The following is a 16,722-nucleotide window of genomic DNA, read 5'->3' as shown; positions in this document are numbered from 1 at the left end:
ATGACCAGCAGCGGCAAAGTCAGAATTTATGAGCTGTCCAAGGACTTGGGCCTGGACAACAAGGACGTGCTGGATGCTGCTGAAAAGCTTTCCATTGCGGCGAAGAGCCACAGCAGCTCGATCAGTGATGGCGAGGCAGCAAAGATCCGCTCATTGCTGAAGCAGGGCAGCAAGCCTGCACCGGCAGCACCTGCGAAACCGGCTCCAGGCAAGGCGATCCTTTCCGTGCGGAAAGCGGACAGCCCCAGCGCCAAGCCTGCGCAGCCGGCAGGAGATGCGGCAAGCCCAAGCCGCCCGGCCGCTCCGCGCCAACCAGCCCCCCCGGCGAAGCCAGTGGTGCAGCAGAAGCCCGTGGTGGTGAAGCCAGGGGTGCAGAAACCCACGAGTCCGAAGCAGCCTGTGGCCCGCGAGCCCCAGGCCAAGCCAGCTGCTGCGCCAACACCCCGTCCTCAGGTGGTGAAACCTGCGGTGAGCGCACCTCCGGCACGCCCCAGTGCCCCTGCGAGCAAGCCGGTTTCGAACACACGGCCGGCGACACCAAGTCCTCGCCCTGCGGTTCCTTCCCCCAGACCCGTCCAAAACCAAAGTGGTGCTCCCAGTGCTGGGCGGCCTGCCGCACCCGCACCGGTAAAGCGCACCACGGCGCCGCCCCAGCGTCCGGTGGCCAAACCGGAATTGGTGGGCCGCCCCCAGCCGGCCCGCGGAGCCAATCCTCCCGGCAATGCCCAGGGAAATCCCCCCATGCGTCCGCCGGCGCAGCGCCCTGGCGTCAGTCCCCGGCCTGTCGCCGCCGGCAGCCAAAACCAACGACCGGCAACGCCCGCACGCCCCGGCGCCCCCCAGCGACCGACTCCAGCCAGAGCAGGTGGACCTGGTGCTGGACGTCCTGGGCCATCCCGTCCCGGCCAGCCCCGTTCTGGCGGTGGTCTCGAGCTGGTCGGCAAGCCGATCCGACGCGATGGAGCGGGCCCAGGCGGACGCGATGGCGGCGGACGCCCGTCGGCACCGATTCGCCCCGGAGCTCCTGGCGGCATGCGCAAGCCAGTGGCCCCTGGCGAGCTCATGCAACTTCAGAAGCCATCTGGGCGTCCTGGGGCACCCCCGCCCCGTCGACCCGACGGCACGCCGGTTGCACCGCGTGGAGGAACGGACGGTGACAGCAAAGCCACTCCTCCCGTGGCTCGGCCCACCGCTCAGCCACCTTCAGCGCCTCGACGTCCTGGTTACAGACCAGCCCCGGGTGCTGGAGGTCAGCGCCGACCCGGTCGCCCCGACTGGGATGACAGCGCCAAGCTGGAAGCTCTGCGCAGCCGCTCTCCTCAGAAGCAGCGCCAGAAGGTGCACATCATTGGTGAAAACGATGATGCGCTGACGGCGGAAACCGGTGGTTACGCCGGTGAACAGCAGGCCATGGTCCTTTCGGCCAGCCTGGCCCGTCCGGCCAAACCCAAAGCGCAGCAGAAAGCCGCAGCCAAGCCGGTGGCGGCCATGCGGAAACGCAAAAAGGAAACCACCCGTCAGCGCCAACGGCGCCGGGCGATGGAACTGCGTGCAGCGCGAGAAGCCAAGCAAGTACGCCCGGAGATGCTGATCGTTCCGGAGGACAACCTCACGGTGCAGGAACTGGCCGACATGCTCAGTGTCGAGAGTTCCGAGATCATCAAATCCCTGTTCTTCAAGGGGATCATCGCCACGGTCACACAAACCCTCGATATGCCCACGATCGAGACGGTGGCCGAAGAGTTCGGTGTGCCGGTTCTCCAAGACGACGTGGAGGAGGCCGCCAAGAAGACGGTCGAGATGATCGAGGAGGAGGATCTCGCCCACCTGATTCGCCGCCCTCCCGTGGTCACCGTCATGGGTCACGTGGACCACGGCAAAACAAGCCTGCTCGACGCCATTCGCAAAGCGAGGGTGGCCGCAGGCGAAGCCGGAGGCATCACCCAGCACATCGGTGCTTACCAGGTGGAGATCGAACACAGCGGAGAGCCCCGCAAGATCACCTTCCTCGACACGCCTGGCCACGAGGCATTCACCGCCATGCGGGCCCGAGGCACGAAGGTGACTGACGTTGCTGTCCTGGTGGTTGCTGCCGATGACGGCGTCCGCCCCCAGACCCTGGAAGCGATCAGCCATGCACGGGCCGCCGAGGTCCCGATCGTGGTGGCGATCAACAAGATCGACAAAGAAGGAGCATCTCCCGACCGGGTGAAGCAGGAACTCTCGGAACAGAACCTGCTAGCCGAGGAATGGGGCGGTGATGTGGTGATGGTGCCCGTGAGCGCGATCAAGGGCGAGAACATCGACAAGCTGCTCGAGATGATCCTCCTGGTCACCGAAGTGGAAGACCTGCAGGCCAACCCCGATCGCCTGGCCAAGGGCACCGTGATCGAGGCGCACTTGGACAAAGCCAAGGGTCCTGTGGCCACACTGCTGATTCAGAACGGCACCCTGCGTACGGGTGATGTGGTCGCTGCTGGGCCTGTGTTGGGCAAGGTGCGCGCCATGGTCGATGACGCCGGGCATCGCCTCAAGGAAGCAGGGCCCTCCTGTGCGGTCGAGGCCCTGGGCTTCAGCGAAGTGCCGACAGCTGGTGATGAGTTCGAGGTTTATCCCGACGAAAAATCCGCCCGCGCCGTTGTGGGCGATCGCGCCTCCGATGCCCGCGCCACACGGCTGGCCCAGCAGATGGCGTCCCGTCGTGTGTCGCTTGCCGCAATGTCCGGACAAGCCAGTGAGGGCGAGCTCAAGGAGCTCAACCTCATCCTCAAAGCCGACGTTCAGGGCAGCGTGGAAGCGATCCTCGGGTCGCTCGAACAGCTACCGAAGGACGAAGTCCAGGTGCGAGTGCTGCTGTCAGCTCCCGGTGAGATCACCGAAACCGACGTGGATCTCGCTGCCGCATCGGGCGCGGTCATCGTGGGCTTCAACACCTCCATGGCCTCCGGTGCCAAGCGCGCTGCCGATGCCACTGGTGTTGACGTCAGGGACTATGACGTCATCTACAAGCTGCTGGAGGACATCCAGATGGCGATGGAGGGCCTGCTCGAACCAGAAATGGTCGAGGAGCCCCTGGGCGAAGCGGAAGTGCGTGCCGTCTTCACGATTGGCAAGAGCGCCGTGGCCGGTTGCTACATCACCACGGGCAAGCTCCAACGCAACTGCAAGGTTCGTGTCCATCGCGGCAAGGAAATTGTCTTTGCGGGCGATCTCGACTCTTTGCGTCGCAACAAAGACGATGTCAAAGAAGTCGCCACGGGCTTCGAATGCGGCATCGGCTGTGATCGCTTTGCGAATTGGGAGGAGGGCGACCGTATTGAAGGCTTCAAGATGGTTACCCAGCGCCGGAAACTCAGCACCTGATCACCACCCCGCCACTGCCGACCGTGAGTTCCCGCAGCGAGCCACTGCTCTGGCTTCAGCTCCTTGCCATCGGGGCCATCCCCTTGGAGCTGATCCTTTTGCAGCTGGTGCTCGCCGGATCGGATCTGGGTCCTGTGCCTGTGCTGGAACGGCTCTTGACTTGGGCACTTGGGGCCTTGGCCCCTGCGGTTCTGCTGTGGCGCCAGCCAGCTGACTGGGGATCCCTGCTGTTGGTCCGCATCAGGCCAGACTCCCGCAGCCGCGTTCAGCGTCAACTCAGCAACCTGCAAAGCAGCCCTCTGATCCGTGTACTGGCTGCCAGTGGAGTCCTGGTGCTTCTCTTCCTGTTCTGGTGGATTGACAGCTCGGCCGTGCTGGTTCGAGACCTCTCCCCCCTGGCAGGCAGCAGCCGTCTGACCTGTCTATTAGTCGCCATCCCAATCCTGGCGATGCTGCTCTGGCAGTGGCAGCAATTGATCCAAGCAATCTGGCTTCTGACCTGCGATCCCAATGCACTGGATGCGGTCAGCCCTATGGATGACAACGAATTTCAGACCCGCAGGCTCTCCTTCGGCCTGGGTCTACTGCGCTTGGAGAACCTCCACTGGGACGTGCAGATCGCCGCCACTGCGGCGGCGAATGCTTCAAACGCCGCGGTCTCGATCGAACCAGAGCAGGCTGCCGAAGAGGACAACAGCTCCAATCTGAATTCCGAGGTCACTGAGAACAACATCCCCACCGGCACTGCCCCGGAAGCCCATGACGAAAAGTCCGAGCCCACCGGAAGCGAAGAAAGCAAGCCAGAGGAGTCGCCGAAGACCCCGCCAGGGAGTGCGTGATTCCCTGAGAAGTCGCTCCTTGAGGTCAGGGTCGAGGGATTTCCTGGAGTTCTGACCCAACCGTCAAAAGCGCTGCAGCTTCAAATGTTAAGTTCCTGTTGTCGCCGATGTAGCTCAGCCGGTAGAGCAACGCTTTCGTAAAGCGTGGGTCGCCTGTTCAAGTCAGGTCATCGGCTTCACCCCAATGGCGCCGGATGCGTCGTCCAAGCTCTCGGGCAAGACCAGACTGATGACGCTGGTACCGGAGTGTCATGAAAAGCAGCGTGGTCGAGCCGCTGAAACGACTGGAGGAGCTGCACAGAAGTTACCGGCGGGATGCTGCGCTCGATGAGGTCTTCATCGTTCTCACCATTGGAGCCAGCTTGATTGCCACCCTCGGATTGCTTGCGAATAGCGCTGCTGTGGTCATCGGCGCCATGGTGGTTGCTCCCTGGATCATGCCCATCCGATCCGGAGCCTTTGCCATCCTGCTCGGCGACGCACGTCTGCTGAGCCGTGCCCTGCGCACGCTCTTCATCGGTGTCTTGACCACCACGGTGATGGCAGCCCTGCTGGGCAGCAGCGTGGGGCTGCCTCAGTTTGGGAGCGAAGTGGCGGCGCGAACTGCACCCAATCTGCTTGACCTAGGCATTGCCCTTGTAGCCGGTGGTTTGGCCACCTATGCGAAGTTGCGCAGCGATGCCGTCAGTTCCCTGGCGGGCACGGCGATTGCTGTGGCTCTGGTCCCACCGATCTGCGTGATGGGCCTGCTGATCTCCCATCAGCGCTGGAGTCTGGCCAGTGGCGCTGGCCTGCTTTTCGCCACAAACCTGATGGGCATCCTCACCGGCGGGCTTGTACTCATGGCCTGGAAGGACCCGGTGCTGCGTCAGCAGCTTCGCCGCAGCCGTCTCAGTGCTGCGAACTTCGCGCTCACCGGTTTGTTGCTGATTCCGCTTGGTAGCAGCTTCATCAACCTGCTGGGTCGTGCAAGACAAGACAACACCCGCGACGCGATCCGCTCCACGATTCTTTCCTTTCTGCGCCGCGAAACTCTGACCTTTGGCGATCAACAGAACGTCGATCTCGAGCAACTCGACATTGACTGGGGGCGCAACCCTCCAGTGATTCGCGCACTAGTGCGCGTGACCGATCCAAGACTGCCCACCTTCAAACAGGTTTCAGCAGTGCAGGACGAGATCAACAAAAGACAATCGCTTCGTTTTCAGCTGGTAGTGCAACGTACGGCGGTTGATGTCGTCGGTCCGGAGGAAGCACCCAACGAGAACAATTCCAGTGCGAGCAACCTCTTGCCATCTGACCAGCAACCTGATGTTTTGCCACAGTTGACCGCGCCGCCAACTCTTGACAAGACCACTGATTAAGGGCGACGGGGCATCGAGATGCCAGCGAATGCCATTTCAAGACCGGAGCCGGTGGTCGAAGAGTTGACCGTAAAGCCATGCCTGAGTGATACCTCGCTGTCGATGCGGCGTTTCTGAATGCAGCGGATGTTTCCGTTGTTGTCCCCGGGCCAGCGGGTCCTCATCCAGTGTTCGCTGAGGCTCTCGATTCAGGCCGCTTCCTGCTAGCGGAAGCACCCCACGCAGCTGGGTGGGCGTTAGCCGTGCGCAGCGTGATTGCAGCCTGAGTTGCCAAGCCAAGGAGCGCACAACAAAAAGCCCCCTCCGAGGAGGGGACTTTCCGGTTCAGTTGACCTGAACCTGTTGTTGATTCCAAATCAACCGATGGCGGGAGCTTGCAGAGCCACGGGGGTGGACTCAGCAGCAGCCAGGTCGAGGGGGAAGTTGTGAGCATTGCGCTCGTGCATCACTTCCATGCCGAGGTTGGCGCGGTTCAGCACATCAGCCCAGGTGTTCAGGACGCGGCCCTGACCATCAAGGATGGACTGGTTGAAGTTGAAACCGTTCAGGTTGAAGGCCATGGTGCTGACGCCCAGGGCGGTGAACCAGATGCCGACCACAGGCCAGGCAGCCAGGAAGAAGTGGAGGCTGCGGCTGTTGTTGAAGGAGGCGTATTGGAAGATCAGGCGACCGAAGTAACCGTGGGCAGCCACGATGTTGTAGGTCTCTTCCTCTTGGCCGAACTTGTAGCCGTAGTTCTGGGACTCGCTCTCAGTGGTCTCGCGGACCAGGGAGGAGGTCACCAGGGAGCCGTGCATGGCGGAGAACAGGGAGCCACCGAACACACCAGCCACACCCAGCATGTGGAAGGGGTGCATCAGGATGTTGTGCTCAGCCTGGAACACCAGCATGAAGTTGAAGGTGCCGGAGATGCCGAGGGGCATGCCGTCAGAGAAGGAACCCTGACCGAAGGGGTACACCAGGAACACAGCAGAAGCAGCAGCCACAGGAGCGCTGTAAGCAACGCAGATCCAGGGGCGCATGCCGAGGCGGTAGGAGAGTTCCCACTCGCGGCCCATGTAGCAGAAGATGCCGATCAGGAAGTGGAAGACAACCAGCTGGTAAGGACCGCCGTTGTAGAGCCACTCATCGAGGGAGGCAGCTTCCCAGATGGGATAGAAGTGCAGGCCGATGGCGTTGGAGGAAGGAACAACAGCACCGGAGATGATGTTGTTGCCGTAGATCAGGGAGCCAGCAACAGGCTCACGGATGCCGTCGATGTCGACGGGGGGAGCTGCGATGAAGGCAACGATGAAGCAGGTGGTGGCAGCCAGCAGGGTGGGGATCATCAGCACACCGAACCAGCCCACATAGAGGCGGTTGTTGGTGGAGGTGACCCACTCGCAGAAGGACTGCCAGCCATTGGCGCCGGAGCGCTGCTGAATGGTGGTGGTCATGAGAACGGGAAAAGATGCTCCGAAGAGCGGTTACGGAAGGGCAGGGATGCCCTGCCACGCACGACTGTAACGGAACATTGAGCTGTGTGTGCTCCCGTTCACGAAGAAGGGCAAGGCCTTCAGGATCGCTTAAGGTTCTTAAGTCAAGTCTCTGGAGACTCAAGTGGTTCTGATTCGCTGGCTTCATGCCGGGCGACGTCTCGAGGAGACCGTTCCAGTGGAACGAGCGCGTCATAGGCGCCATGAGCTCGAAGCCCAGGGGGCTGTCATCTACTGGAGCGAGCGACTGGTCAACCCGCAGTAACCACGCAGACTGGGGGCACCAACCCTTTGTCCATGCTCAGCAGAGCCTGTGCCGCAACTCAAATCCGTGTCGGCCCCCTGGTCGGTCTCACGGGCCTAGCACTGGCCTTGCTCGGGCTCAGCGCCTGTCAAAAGCCATCTCAACCGAACAAAGCAGGCCAACAGGCTGAAGCGATCAATCGTCTGGAGTTGCGCCTCGAGCAACTGGAGCGACGGCTTGCCCAGCAGGGCGCACAACCGGGCGACCCGAATCGCAAAGCTCCCGCCGGCCCTGTGAAATCACTCACCCTGCGCCTCGGCACGGTGGATGATCGATTACGGATCTACTGGGCCGATGGCAGCACAAGCGATCTGCCCTGCACCAAGGAACAGGCCACCTGGGCCTGCGGGTAGGCCATCCCCCCAAGGCGAACGGTCGTAACCAGACACAGCTTGGTCATCAACCAGTCAGAAGACGATCGCCCTGCCCAAGCATCATCGGGACCATGAACCAGACACGAACGCTCCGCTTCGCCGCAGGCCTGCTCCTTGGCCTGGCGGCCCTCAGCCCAGGCGCCCTGCACGCTCAGAGCAGCAGCTCGCTTCCCCTCGCTCAAACCAAGGCCGCGAACCTGGCCCGAATGCGAGCTGAATCTCTCAACGGGGGGCTCTCCCAGTACAGGGCCGCTAGCTGCATGTACGAAACCGGGGCTCCCACATGCCTGATCTCCCGATCCAGCCAGGGTTTTCTGTTCCGCTTCAAGGGGGGGGCACCAGGTTGGCAACAGCAGGTTCCAGCCAATCCCTCAATGGAAACTGAGGTTCTGGTCTCCCGCACCGGAGACAGCATCGTGGCGGTCCCCTACAACGGTCCTCTGCGCTGAATCAAGTCCAAACTGATCCGGATCGGGCGCGCTGTGTTGCAGCGAGTTGACAGCTGAGAGGAGCCGGACAATCAATGAAGGTGAGATCCTCACCTCACCCATGGGTTTCCGTCTCCTTTCAGCCTCACTGGCCCTCAGCGGCGCGTCTTTGCTCAGCCTCACCGCTCCGGTTCAGGCGCAGGCCCCTGTGCCCGCCTCCCAGGTGCGTGCCCTGAACTTGGCGCGTAACACCATTGTGAACCAGAACGGTGGTCTGAGCGCGTACCGGCCGCAGCCCTGCATGTTCAACACAGCCGGAGGAGGCGGACAGTGCCTAACTAGCGACAACAGCCAGGGCTACACCTTCCGCTTCCTTGGCGGTAAGCCCGGCTGGCCTGAGAACGGAAGTCAGCCGACCACCGAATCCGAAATCCAGATCGCCCCTGACGGCCGCAGCGTGGTTCAGGTGATTTACAACGGCTCCCCGCGCTGATCGCTCATCAGCAGAGCCCTGAGCGCCCCTGGCCCTGATGGGTCCAGGGGCCACCGTTCCCTGCTGGTGAAGCTGAAGGCGATCGCTTTTTCGGCATAGGCCGCTTCATTGATGAACACTGGCACCAGCCCATCCGGGCCTCCATGGCGGATCACCTCGCCATCGGCACGCAAGAACAGCGGGTCACCAAGACGCAGTGGGTGCCAATCCCGGCCTTGAAGCTGTGGATGAATGCAGGCATCAGGGTGACCGGCTGGATCGCGGGGAACGTCAATGCTGCCGAGATGTCGATGCACCACCAGATCGGATGGGGTGATCAGTAAGCCGTGAGCAGCTTCATGGGTCACATCGAAGGCCGCCTGGAGTACGAGCCGGGTCTGTTCGACGACGCGGGCAGAGCGAACACCCTGGGGCACAGGGCCGATCTCAACGACCAGTCCGCAGGGCCAGCGCTCCACAAGAAAGCCCTGCTGAGCCTGATCACCCTCATGCAGATACACCGGCAGTCCCAGCCGCTCCTGCAGCGCCGCTGCCAAGGTCAGATCAGCCGGGCGGCGCCCATAGACCACCAGCGAGGCCCCCATCGCAGCCGTCGTGCTGTGCAGATCGAACACCAGGCTGCAGGGCAGAGACCCAGAGCTCCCATAGGCAGCCATGAGCTCCCGGGCCCGGAGGAGCTCCAGGGGGACATCCCGCGGAGCTGAGGAGAAAGATTCCGGGACCAGACCCAACCATTCGGGGCGGAAGCTGCGATTGAGGTCACGATCCACATAGCGCCTGGCAAGTCGGCAGGCCTCGGGGTTGCCAAGCACCGTCTCGACCTGCAGCCCCCTGCGATCAAGCAAGTCTGGATGCGACTCCCATTGCTCGAGCAGCCATGGACCGTTGATCTCATTGCCGTGGGTGCCCGCGACCACCAACACTCGAGGGGCTGCCATGCACCACCAGCCAGGACCTCCAGCCTGGCGGAGGATGGAATGAAAGGAAAGCGCCATGGCCGTTCCCCCGCTGATCGTTGCCACTGCTCGCGCGGGTTGGCACTGGCAATGGCAACGCCTGATGCAAGGACTCGCCCCAGCCGACGCAGAAGGTCACTACCGCAGGCCCGCGAGCGACCGCCGTGACATGGTGCTTCCCGAGGCCAGCGACCTGCTTGCCCGCAACGACGAGACCCGAGCGCGACTGATCATCGGCCGCAGCTGTCCATGGGCCCATCGCACCTGGCTCATTCATCAACTGCGGCAGCTGCAGCCGAGTCTTGAGCTGGTGATCGCTAAAGCCGATCACCTGAAGGGGCGATGGAGCCTGGAACCGGCCTGGCTGGGCTGCGACAGCCTGCAGGCTCTGTATCAACACTGCGGCTGCAGTCCCAGACACCGGGCCACAGTGCCGGCGCTGATTGATCCATGCCAGTCAGCAACCCATGAACCGGCTCTGCTTGGCAATGACAGCGCCGAACTCAGCCTGGCGCTAGCGCGCTGGCCTGCCCCCCAAGGAGCTCCTGATCTCGCCCCGGAGCCGCTTCTGGAGAGCATCGAAATCTGGCAGCAACGACTGCAGCCAGCGGTCAATGACGGGGTCTATCGCTGTGGATTCGCCCGCAGCCAGCAGGCCTATCAAGACGCCAGTGAGGCTCTCTTCCAGGCCTTGAAAACCGTGGAATCAGCTCTCAAGACTGGAGGGGGTTCCTGGCTCTGCGGCGAGCAGCTGACCCTGGCTGACGTGCGTCTCTTCCCAACACTGATTCGATGGGAAATGGTGTACGCCCCCCTGTTCGGATGCACGGCCCACCCCCTATGGACCCTGCCGGCACTCTGGGAGTGGCGACAACGCTTCTTCCAGCTGCCAGGAGTAGCCGCCACCTGTGATGCCCACGCCTGGCGGCAGGATTACTTCGGAGCCCTCTTCCCGCTCAACCCTGGGGGCATCATTCCAGCCGGCGAGGACTTGAGCAGACTGGTCATGGCCCAGCCCCCCACCTGCCCATGATCTCCTCCACCGCCAACGGTGAACAAACAACGTTCGAGGGGGTCTATGGCAGTTACCAGATCACCGAGCGTGATGCGAAGGAAGTGCAGCGCTATCGCTTCTGTCTCCTGATCTGCGCCATCAGCTTCACGGCAGCCATGGGGCAATGGGTCCTGCTGGGCCCACGCCACGCAGGCCTCTGGCTCGTGCCAATGGCCACCAGTCTGGGACTGGCCCTGAGCTGGATCCATATCTATCTGCGCAGCCTGCATCGAGCTCTGCAGGTCTTCTGGGGCCTGGGATGCTTTGGGCTTCTGGTTTTGATGTGGCGAAGCGGTTCCGAGCCCATGCTCCAGGTCGCGGCGCAGCAACCACTCTGGATCTGGCTGATCGGTCCTCTGTTCGCCGCCCTCACTGGGGTGGGGTTCAAAGAGTTCTTCTGCTTCCGCCGGCCGGAAGCGATCGGACTCACCCTGCTGCTACCCCTAGGACTACTCGGCCACCTGTGCGGACTGCTCTCAGAGGCGCTCACCGGCACTGTGATGACTCTGGCGGCCCTGCTGATGTTGGTCCTAGCGCTGCGCAAGTTTGGGGGCCCTATTGCTGCCGATGTGGGGGATAAGAGCGTGTTTGCTTATCTGGAAGCACAACGGATGGCCTCAAGCGCGTGAGTCTGATCAGCCTGGTGGGGGCAGCGAAGGATTTCGGAATCCGCACCCTCTTCGCCGAGCTCACACTGCACGTGGCCGCGGGCGATCGGCTTGGCCTGATCGGACCCAATGGCGCGGGTAAATCGACCCTGCTGAAGGTGCTCGCCGGGATCGAACCACTCGGTGCTGGAGAACGACGCTGCTCGCCACGATTGCGGATCGAACTGGTGGGCCAGGACAGTGCCGTAGAGCCCGGTCTCACCGTGCTCGAACAGGTGCTGGCTGGCTGCGGAGAAAAAAGGGAGCTCCTGCTGCGCTTCTCCGCGTTAAGCGAATCTGTGGCTGAAGCACCCGAAGACAGTTCCTTGCTGGCTGAGCTGGGACAGCTCAGCCAGCAGATGGATGAGTCGGAAGCATGGGGCCTCGAACAGCAGTGTCAAGAGGTGTTGCAGCGCCTTGGCATCAGTGATCTCCATCGCCCAGTCGAAGACCTATCTGGCGGGTATCGCAAGCGGGTGGGTCTGGCATCGGCCCTGGTGGCCTGCCCGGATGTATTGCTGCTGGATGAGCCCACCAACCATCTAGATGCGGCAGCGGTGGAATGGTTGCAGTCATGGCTCGACCGCTATCCAGGGGCTGTGGTGCTCGTCACCCACGATCGCTATGTGCTGGATCGCGTCACGCGCCGGATGGTGGAGGTGGATCGAGGCGAAGCACGCAGTTACGACGGGAACTACAGCACCTATCTGCAGCGCAAGGCCGAAGAGGATGCCGCAGATGCCGCCTCCGCTGCAAAATTCAAAAGCGTTCTGCGCCGGGAGCTGGCCTGGTTGCGTCAGGGCCCGAAAGCTCGCAGCACCAAACAGAAAGCGAGGCTGCAACGCATCGAGGCGATGCGGGAAGCACCCTCCCGCCAGGCTCGGGCGCAGCTGGACATGGCCAGCATCAGCCGAAGGATCGGCAAGATCGCGATCGAAGCTGAGAACCTGAGGGTCACCGCCGATGGCCATCCCGACGGGCCTGTGCTGCTGGATGACTTCAGCTACAGCTTTAGCCCTGAGGACAGGGTCGGCATCATCGGCCCCAACGGAAGCGGTAAATCGAGCCTGCTGGACCTGATCGCCGGGCGCCGCGAACCCACCAGCGGCAGCCTGCGGCTCGGCGACACCGTGCACCTCGGCTATCTCGACCAACACACCGACGCCCTCACCAGCGGACGTGGACTGGAGCGGAAGGTGATCGAATTCGTGGAAGAAGCTGCTTCGCGTATCGACCTGGGGGGCGAACAACTCAGTGCATCTCAGTTACTTGAACGCTTTCTGTTTCCTCCCGCCCAACAGCACAGCCCCATCAGCAAGCTCTCCGGAGGTGAGCGGCGGCGCCTCACCCTCTGCAGGCTGTTGATCCAAGCCCCCAATGTGCTGCTTCTTGATGAACCAACCAATGATCTCGATGTGCAGACGCTGAGCGTCCTCGAGGATCTACTGGAGGACTTCCAGGGCTGCGTCGTGGTGGTCTCCCACGACCGCTATTTCCTCGACCGCACAGTGGATCGCCTGTTCTGCTTCGAGAACGGGCGCCTGCAGCGTTTTGAGGGCAACTACAGCGCCTTTCTCGATCAACGTCGGCAAGACGAGCGGTCAAGCGCAGGACAGCGCCAAACCAAGGACACCACCTCCAGCCTGCGGCAGGAGAGCCAGACCAGCGATCCAGCGCCGACTCCTCGACGGCGCAGTTTCAAGGAATCTCGAGAGCTTGAAGCTCTCGACCGGGAGCTCCCAGCTCTCGAAGCACGCAAAAGCGAATTGGAAGCCGCGCTGAGTAGCGGGACTGGAGAAGACCTCACCCGCCTGAGCGAGGAGCTGGCCGCATTAATCCAGAAGCTGGAGTCAGCCGAGGAGCGCTGGCTGGAACTCAGCGAACTGGCTCCATAAAAGAAGCTGTCTGCAACACAGGTGAACCGCTGCGCTTGCGCCGTCTGCGCTTGGGATGAGCCAGATCCTGGGAGCGCGATGGTGCGGGCCATTCACAGCAGAGAACAACCTGCGCCTGGCTCTGGCCCGACACGGCCCAGGGGGCCGGGAGAACCCGCGCACCGGCAGCCTCAGCCAGCTTCATCGCCGTGGGCCTGTAGTCATCGAGAGAGCGATGCAGGGCCATCTGATCACCCATCCGTCTCAGGTAAAGGTCATGGGACCAGATCACCTGATTGTGTTCAAAGGCTTCACAGGCCTGCACGAGCGAGGCAAATCGCTGACTGACAAGCCCAGAAGGAGCGCATTGCTTCCATTCCAGGATTTCCAGAAACGTCAGTCCTGATCGCCATTGCCTCTGCTCCGAGAGATAGCAGAAGGCCTCAGGCCCATTGATCCAGAACATCCGCCCCTCCTCATCCATGAAGTGGCGGCCTTGACGATGCCTGATCCGAACCATGTGCCCCCTTGCTCCCTACTGAGCTGGTAGCGCCAATGAGCGATCCCTGACAAGCATCCTGTTACGGAAAGGCAGTGGCACCCTTCCCCCGTAGCGCCATCGTGGATCAGCCGTATGGTGTGCCCGTTGCCTGTGAGCGGCACCCAAAGACCGCAGATTCCATGAAATCCATCGACGAGCACATCCAAAAAGATCAATCGGAGATCGAGGCTGCCCGTGCCGAGGGGAACGAGGCCAAAGTGCGTCACCTGGAAGGTGAGCTCAAGGAGCTCAAGGACTACAAGGAACACCATCCCGGTGATAATCACGACCCCACATCCCTTGAGATGTATTGCGACGCCAACCCCGACGCACCCGAGTGCCGGGTTTACGACGACTGATCAGAGCGTCAGTCCCTACTGACGAATGATCGATGGCCTGCAGGATGCTGTCCCGCAGGCCATTTCTTTGGCGTTTTCAGACTTCCTCGTCGTATTCGGCTGGGCTACCGGTGAGAGAGCAGACCACAGCTTCTTCGGCCTTCATCTCGCGCACTTCGGCGATCGGACGGCCCATGCCCTGCAGGACGGCGATCTCCTCAGGGGTCTGACAGCGGGCAATCACCCCACCTTCGGCATCGAAACAGGTGAAGAAGGTCATGAATCGAAAACGAGCTGCCCCCGTTATCGCCATGGATCCAGGGGGCCACAAGCATTGATGTCGGCGTGAACACCAGCACCAGGTTTCCGCCAAACAGCCAGCTGTCTTAGATGCCCAGCTCCCGCCAGACCAGATCCAGGAGTTGATCCAGCCCCTGACCCATGGCCGCCGAAATCAAGTGCACTGGTCGACCGCTTTCACGTTGCAGCCGTTCCACCTGTTCAGCACGGGCCGCCTCATCATTCAGCAATTCCTGCTTGTTCAGCACCAGGATTCGTGGGCGATCCACGAGACCGTGGCCATAGGCCTCCAGCTCCTTCTCCACCACGCGAAGGTCACTGACTGGATCCTCTGAGCCCCCATCCACCAAATGGATCAGCAGCCGGGTGCGTTCGATGTGCCTTAGAAAATCATGGCCCAGCCCTGCTCCCTGGGCAGCACCAGCGATCAACCCGGGGATGTCGGCGAACACGGTGCCATCCCCGGTCGGACGTCGGACGACGCCAAGGTTGGGCACCAGAGTTGTGAATGGGTAATCGGCGATCTTGGGGCGAGCCGCTGAGAGCACGCTGATCAGAGTGCTCTTGCCTGCATTGGGCAATCCAATGATCCCCACCTCGGCCAACAGCTTCAGCTCCAGCTGCAGGGGCCATTCCTCCCCATCGCGACCTTCAGTGCATTTCTCCGGCGCCCTGTTTCGGTTGCTGAGGTAATGGGCATTTCCAAGGCCACCGCGGCCACCAAAAGCCACCACCAATTGCTCGCCAGCCGTCGTGAGATCCCCCAGCAAGATGCCTGTGGTGAGGTGGCGAACCTCCGTACCGCATGGCACACGGATCACCAGGTCAATGCCAGAGGCACCGGTGCAGCGATTCGGACCGCCCCGCCGCCCATCCACCGCCGGGAAGAGGCGCTTGTATTTGAAATCGAGCAGGGTCTGGAGGTTGGCGTCTGCCTCGAGCACAACACTGCCGCCATTCCCCCCATCACCCCCTGAGGGGCCACCGGCCGGCACATATTTTTCGCGTCTGAAAGCGACGATCCCATCGCCGCCGCGGCCGCCCCGCACGGTGATGCGCGCCTGATCGATGAACTGCACAGCAACCCTCGGGCCTGGCCAACCATCAACCCTAGGATCGCGTCGAACGGGAGCACAGCGGTGGCCGGGGTTCGCTTCGAGGCGCTCAGCAAAACCTATCCCGGTAGGGGCGGTGGCGCTGGGGTGGAGGTGATCCGCCAACTGGATCTCAGCATCGACGATGGCGAGTTCCTCGTGCTGGTGGGCCCCTCCGGTTGCGGCAAAAGCACCTTGCTCCGGCTGCTAGCAGGGCTCGACACCCCCAGCTCAGGGGAAATCCTTGTGGGGGATCGACCGGTCAGTCAGCTAAGGCCCTCCCAGCGGGACGTGGCCATGGTGTTTCAGAGCTATGCCCTCTATCCGCACCTGAGTGTGCGCGACAACCTGGGGTTCGGTCTCCGGCGCAGTCGCTCACGCACGCCTGTGCAACGGATCCAGGATCAGCTGCACAGGCAGACGCGGCAGCTTCCAGGCATCCTGCAGGTTCCTTCCATGCGGGAGCAACGCATTGAGGAGCGCACCCAGGAGGTGGCACGCGCCCTCGAGCTCGATCAGCTGCTCGATCGCCGGCCCAAGGAACTCTCAGGTGGTCAGAAACAACGGGTGGCGCTTGGTCGCGCCATGGCCCGCCAACCAGCGGTGTTTTTGATGGATGAACCGCTGAGCAATCTCGATGCCAAGCTGCGCACCAGCACCCGTGCCCGGATTGTTGATCTACAGCGCCAGCTGGGCACAACCACCCTTTACGTGACCCACGATCAGGTGGAGGCCATGACCATGGGGCACCGAATCGCGGTGCTGAATCAAGGCAAGCTGCAGCAACTGGGCACGCCGATGGAGCTCTACCGCTGGCCCTCGAACCTGTTCGTGGCTCAGTTCATCGGTAGTCCACCAATGAACGTGCTGCCAGTCCGTGTGGGTGCCGGCCACTGCCTTCTCTTGGAGGAGCGCCGGCTCAACGTGGAAGGTCCACTCGCTGCTGCCATGCCCGCGCTGGAAGGCCAGCCGCTCACCGCTGGCATCCGACCGGAACAGTTGAAAGTGGCTCCCGCCACCAACCGCAACTTGCCTGCGGAGGTCAGTCACTGCGAGGTCCTGGGGAACGAGCAACTGATCACCTGCAGGCTGCTTGAGGGCAATCACCTGGTGCAGGTGCGAGCTGAACCGGATCTCAGCCTGACCAGCGGCAGCCGGATCCACCTCGATGCGGATCCGGCGGGTTGGCGACTGTTCGACCAGGCTGGAGAAGCGATCCCTCTGCCTGAGGAGCCTGCCGCTCCAGGCCCGGAGCCAGTGCTTCCAACGCTTTAGGCG

At 62.3% G+C, this 16,722-nt stretch carries 18 protein-coding genes, 1 tRNA gene and 1 pseudogene; 13 read left to right on the top strand and 7 right to left on the bottom strand.

Annotated features, from left to right (window positions below; translation table 11 throughout):
• Positions 1-3,363: a translation initiation factor IF-2 gene (gene infB, locus CWE17_RS09895; protein ID WP_131456743.1), complete on the top strand. Its 3,363-nt coding sequence runs from the start codon at positions 1-3 to the stop codon at positions 3,361-3,363.
• A gap of 23 nt (positions 3,364-3,386) precedes the next feature.
• Positions 3,387-3,947, top strand: a pseudogene (locus CWE17_RS09890) (low-complexity tail membrane protein); the annotation flags it as partial.
• A 60-nt stretch (positions 3,948-4,007) separates the two neighbouring features.
• On the opposite strand, the gene CWE17_RS09885 reads toward CWE17_RS09890, so the two are convergent.
• Positions 4,008-4,262 (bottom strand): DUF3493 domain-containing protein, encoded by a 255-nt coding sequence (locus CWE17_RS09885; RefSeq protein WP_131456741.1) that lies wholly within the window; start codon positions 4,260-4,262, stop codon positions 4,008-4,010.
• Positions 4,263-4,305: 43 nt separating this feature from the next.
• On the opposite strand from CWE17_RS09885, the gene CWE17_RS09880 reads away from it, so the two are divergent.
• Both CWE17_RS09880 and CWE17_RS09875 read left to right on the top strand, forming a co-directional pair.
• Positions 4,306-4,378, top strand: a tRNA-Thr gene (locus CWE17_RS09880).
• 75 nt (positions 4,379-4,453) lie between these two features.
• Positions 4,454-5,566 (top strand): DUF389 domain-containing protein, encoded by a 1,113-nt coding sequence (locus CWE17_RS09875; RefSeq protein WP_131456739.1) that lies wholly within the window; start codon positions 4,454-4,456, stop codon positions 5,564-5,566.
• Here CWE17_RS09875 and CWE17_RS12080 read toward each other — a convergent pair.
• Positions 5,563-5,730, bottom strand: a complete 168-nt coding sequence (locus CWE17_RS12080) for a hypothetical protein (protein WP_161971430.1) — start codon at positions 5,728-5,730, stop codon at positions 5,563-5,565. The two genes, CWE17_RS09875 and CWE17_RS12080, sit on opposite strands and share 4 nt — an antisense overlap.
• Positions 5,731-5,922: 192 nt before the next feature.
• Complete coding sequence (gene psbA / locus CWE17_RS09865) at positions 5,923-7,002, bottom strand: photosystem II q(b) protein (protein WP_007100687.1); 1,080 nt, start codon at positions 7,000-7,002, stop codon at positions 5,923-5,925.
• A 163-nt stretch (positions 7,003-7,165) separates the two neighbouring features.
• Here psbA and CWE17_RS12260 point away from each other — a divergent pair, with 163 nt between their 5' ends.
• From CWE17_RS12260 to CWE17_RS09850, 4 genes are all read left to right on the top strand, one after another.
• Positions 7,166-7,306, top strand: coding sequence for a hypothetical protein (locus tag CWE17_RS12260; RefSeq protein WP_164498757.1), 141 nt, complete (start codon positions 7,166-7,168; stop codon positions 7,304-7,306).
• Between the two features lie 32 nt (positions 7,307-7,338).
• A complete protein-coding gene (locus CWE17_RS09860) occupies positions 7,339-7,698 on the top strand; it encodes a hypothetical protein (RefSeq protein ID WP_131456737.1) in 360 nt (119 codons plus the stop codon).
• A 92-nt stretch (positions 7,699-7,790) separates the two neighbouring features.
• The gene (locus CWE17_RS09855) at positions 7,791-8,168 is read left to right on the top strand and encodes a hypothetical protein (RefSeq protein ID WP_131456735.1); all 378 of its coding nucleotides are present in this window, start codon (positions 7,791-7,793) and stop codon (positions 8,166-8,168) included.
• A gap of 100 nt (positions 8,169-8,268) precedes the next feature.
• Positions 8,269-8,640 carry a hypothetical protein gene (locus tag CWE17_RS09850; RefSeq protein WP_131456732.1) on the top strand — a complete coding sequence of 124 codons (372 nt, stop codon included), beginning with the start codon at positions 8,269-8,271 and terminating at the stop codon, positions 8,638-8,640.
• Here CWE17_RS09850 and CWE17_RS09845 read toward each other — a convergent pair.
• Positions 8,619-9,578 carry an aspartoacylase gene (locus CWE17_RS09845; RefSeq protein WP_131456730.1) on the bottom strand — a complete coding sequence of 320 codons (960 nt, stop codon included), beginning with the start codon at positions 9,576-9,578 and terminating at the stop codon, positions 8,619-8,621. The two genes, CWE17_RS09850 and CWE17_RS09845, sit on opposite strands and share 22 nt — an antisense overlap.
• A 55-nt stretch (positions 9,579-9,633) precedes the next feature.
• Between CWE17_RS09845 and CWE17_RS09840 the strand changes: the two genes are divergently transcribed.
• Genes CWE17_RS09840 through CWE17_RS09830 form a run of 3 tightly spaced genes read left to right on the top strand, consistent with a single transcriptional unit; the run spans position 9,634 to position 13,192 of the window.
• The gene (locus tag CWE17_RS09840) at positions 9,634-10,629 is read left to right on the top strand and encodes a glutathione S-transferase C-terminal domain-containing protein (protein WP_131456728.1); all 996 of its coding nucleotides are present in this window, start codon (positions 9,634-9,636) and stop codon (positions 10,627-10,629) included.
• A complete protein-coding gene (locus CWE17_RS09835) occupies positions 10,626-11,279 on the top strand; it encodes a DUF2301 domain-containing membrane protein (protein WP_131456726.1) in 654 nt (217 codons plus the stop codon). The genes CWE17_RS09840 and CWE17_RS09835 overlap by 4 nt, the downstream gene beginning before the upstream one ends.
• Positions 11,276-13,192, top strand: a complete 1,917-nt coding sequence (locus tag CWE17_RS09830; RefSeq protein WP_131456724.1) for an ABC-F family ATP-binding cassette domain-containing protein — start codon at positions 11,276-11,278, stop codon at positions 13,190-13,192. The genes CWE17_RS09835 and CWE17_RS09830 overlap by 4 nt, the downstream gene beginning before the upstream one ends.
• Here the strand turns inward: CWE17_RS09830 and CWE17_RS09825 are convergent.
• Positions 13,173-13,691: a hypothetical protein gene (locus tag CWE17_RS09825; RefSeq protein WP_131456722.1), complete on the bottom strand. Its 519-nt coding sequence runs from the start codon at positions 13,689-13,691 to the stop codon at positions 13,173-13,175. The two genes, CWE17_RS09830 and CWE17_RS09825, sit on opposite strands and share 20 nt — an antisense overlap.
• A 161-nt stretch (positions 13,692-13,852) precedes the next feature.
• Here CWE17_RS09825 and CWE17_RS09820 point away from each other — a divergent pair, with 161 nt between their 5' ends.
• Positions 13,853-14,071 (top strand): CP12 domain-containing protein, encoded by a 219-nt coding sequence (locus CWE17_RS09820; RefSeq protein WP_131456720.1) that lies wholly within the window; start codon positions 13,853-13,855, stop codon positions 14,069-14,071.
• 76 nt (positions 14,072-14,147) lie between these two features.
• Here CWE17_RS09820 and CWE17_RS09815 read toward each other — a convergent pair whose 3' ends face one another.
• Together CWE17_RS09815 and obgE are read right to left on the bottom strand one after the other, a co-directional pair.
• Complete coding sequence (locus CWE17_RS09815; RefSeq protein ID WP_131456718.1) at positions 14,148-14,330, bottom strand: hypothetical protein; 183 nt, start codon at positions 14,328-14,330, stop codon at positions 14,148-14,150.
• A 106-nt stretch (positions 14,331-14,436) separates the two neighbouring features.
• Positions 14,437-15,429, bottom strand: coding sequence for a GTPase ObgE (gene obgE / locus CWE17_RS09810; RefSeq protein WP_131456717.1), 993 nt, complete (start codon positions 15,427-15,429; stop codon positions 14,437-14,439).
• A gap of 60 nt (positions 15,430-15,489) precedes the next feature.
• Here obgE and CWE17_RS09805 point away from each other — a divergent pair, with 60 nt between their 5' ends.
• A complete protein-coding gene (locus CWE17_RS09805) occupies positions 15,490-16,719 on the top strand; it encodes an ABC transporter ATP-binding protein (RefSeq protein WP_131456714.1) in 1,230 nt (409 codons plus the stop codon).
• Positions 16,720-16,722 lie beyond the last annotated feature (3 nt).

The sequence above is a fragment of the Synechococcus sp. BS56D genome (genome assembly GCF_004332405.1).
Taxonomy (GTDB): domain Bacteria; phylum Cyanobacteriota; class Cyanobacteriia; order PCC-6307; family Cyanobiaceae; genus Synechococcus_C.
This window is presented reverse-complemented; position numbering and strand designations above follow the sequence as displayed.

What these genes read in the sequence shown, in the direction of transcription:
- infB (WP_131456743.1), top strand. Translation starts at nt 1, where the DNA reads ATGACCAGCAGCGGCAAAGTCAGAATTTATGAGCTGTCCAAGGACTTG.
- CWE17_RS09875 (WP_131456739.1), top strand. Translation starts at nt 4,454, where the DNA reads ATGAAAAGCAGCGTGGTCGAGCCGCTGAAACGACTGGAGGAGCTGCAC.
- CWE17_RS12080 (WP_161971430.1), bottom strand. Translation starts at nt 5,730, where the DNA reads ATGAGGACCCGCTGGCCCGGGGACAACAACGGAAACATCCGCTGCATT.
- psbA (WP_007100687.1), bottom strand. Translation starts at nt 7,002, where the DNA reads ATGACCACCACCATTCAGCAGCGCTCCGGCGCCAATGGCTGGCAGTCC.
- CWE17_RS09860 (WP_131456737.1), top strand. Translation starts at nt 7,339, where the DNA reads ATGCTCAGCAGAGCCTGTGCCGCAACTCAAATCCGTGTCGGCCCCCTG.
- CWE17_RS09855 (WP_131456735.1), top strand. Translation starts at nt 7,791, where the DNA reads ATGAACCAGACACGAACGCTCCGCTTCGCCGCAGGCCTGCTCCTTGGC.
- CWE17_RS09850 (WP_131456732.1), top strand. Translation starts at nt 8,269, where the DNA reads ATGGGTTTCCGTCTCCTTTCAGCCTCACTGGCCCTCAGCGGCGCGTCT.
- CWE17_RS09845 (WP_131456730.1), bottom strand. Translation starts at nt 9,578, where the DNA reads ATGGCAGCCCCTCGAGTGTTGGTGGTCGCGGGCACCCACGGCAATGAG.
- CWE17_RS09840 (WP_131456728.1), top strand. Translation starts at nt 9,634, where the DNA reads ATGGCCGTTCCCCCGCTGATCGTTGCCACTGCTCGCGCGGGTTGGCAC.
- CWE17_RS09835 (WP_131456726.1), top strand. Translation starts at nt 10,626, where the DNA reads ATGATCTCCTCCACCGCCAACGGTGAACAAACAACGTTCGAGGGGGTC.
- CWE17_RS09825 (WP_131456722.1), bottom strand. Translation starts at nt 13,691, where the DNA reads ATGGTTCGGATCAGGCATCGTCAAGGCCGCCACTTCATGGATGAGGAG.
- CWE17_RS09820 (WP_131456720.1), top strand. Translation starts at nt 13,853, where the DNA reads ATGAAATCCATCGACGAGCACATCCAAAAAGATCAATCGGAGATCGAG.
- CWE17_RS09815 (WP_131456718.1), bottom strand. Translation starts at nt 14,330, where the DNA reads ATGACCTTCTTCACCTGTTTCGATGCCGAAGGTGGGGTGATTGCCCGC.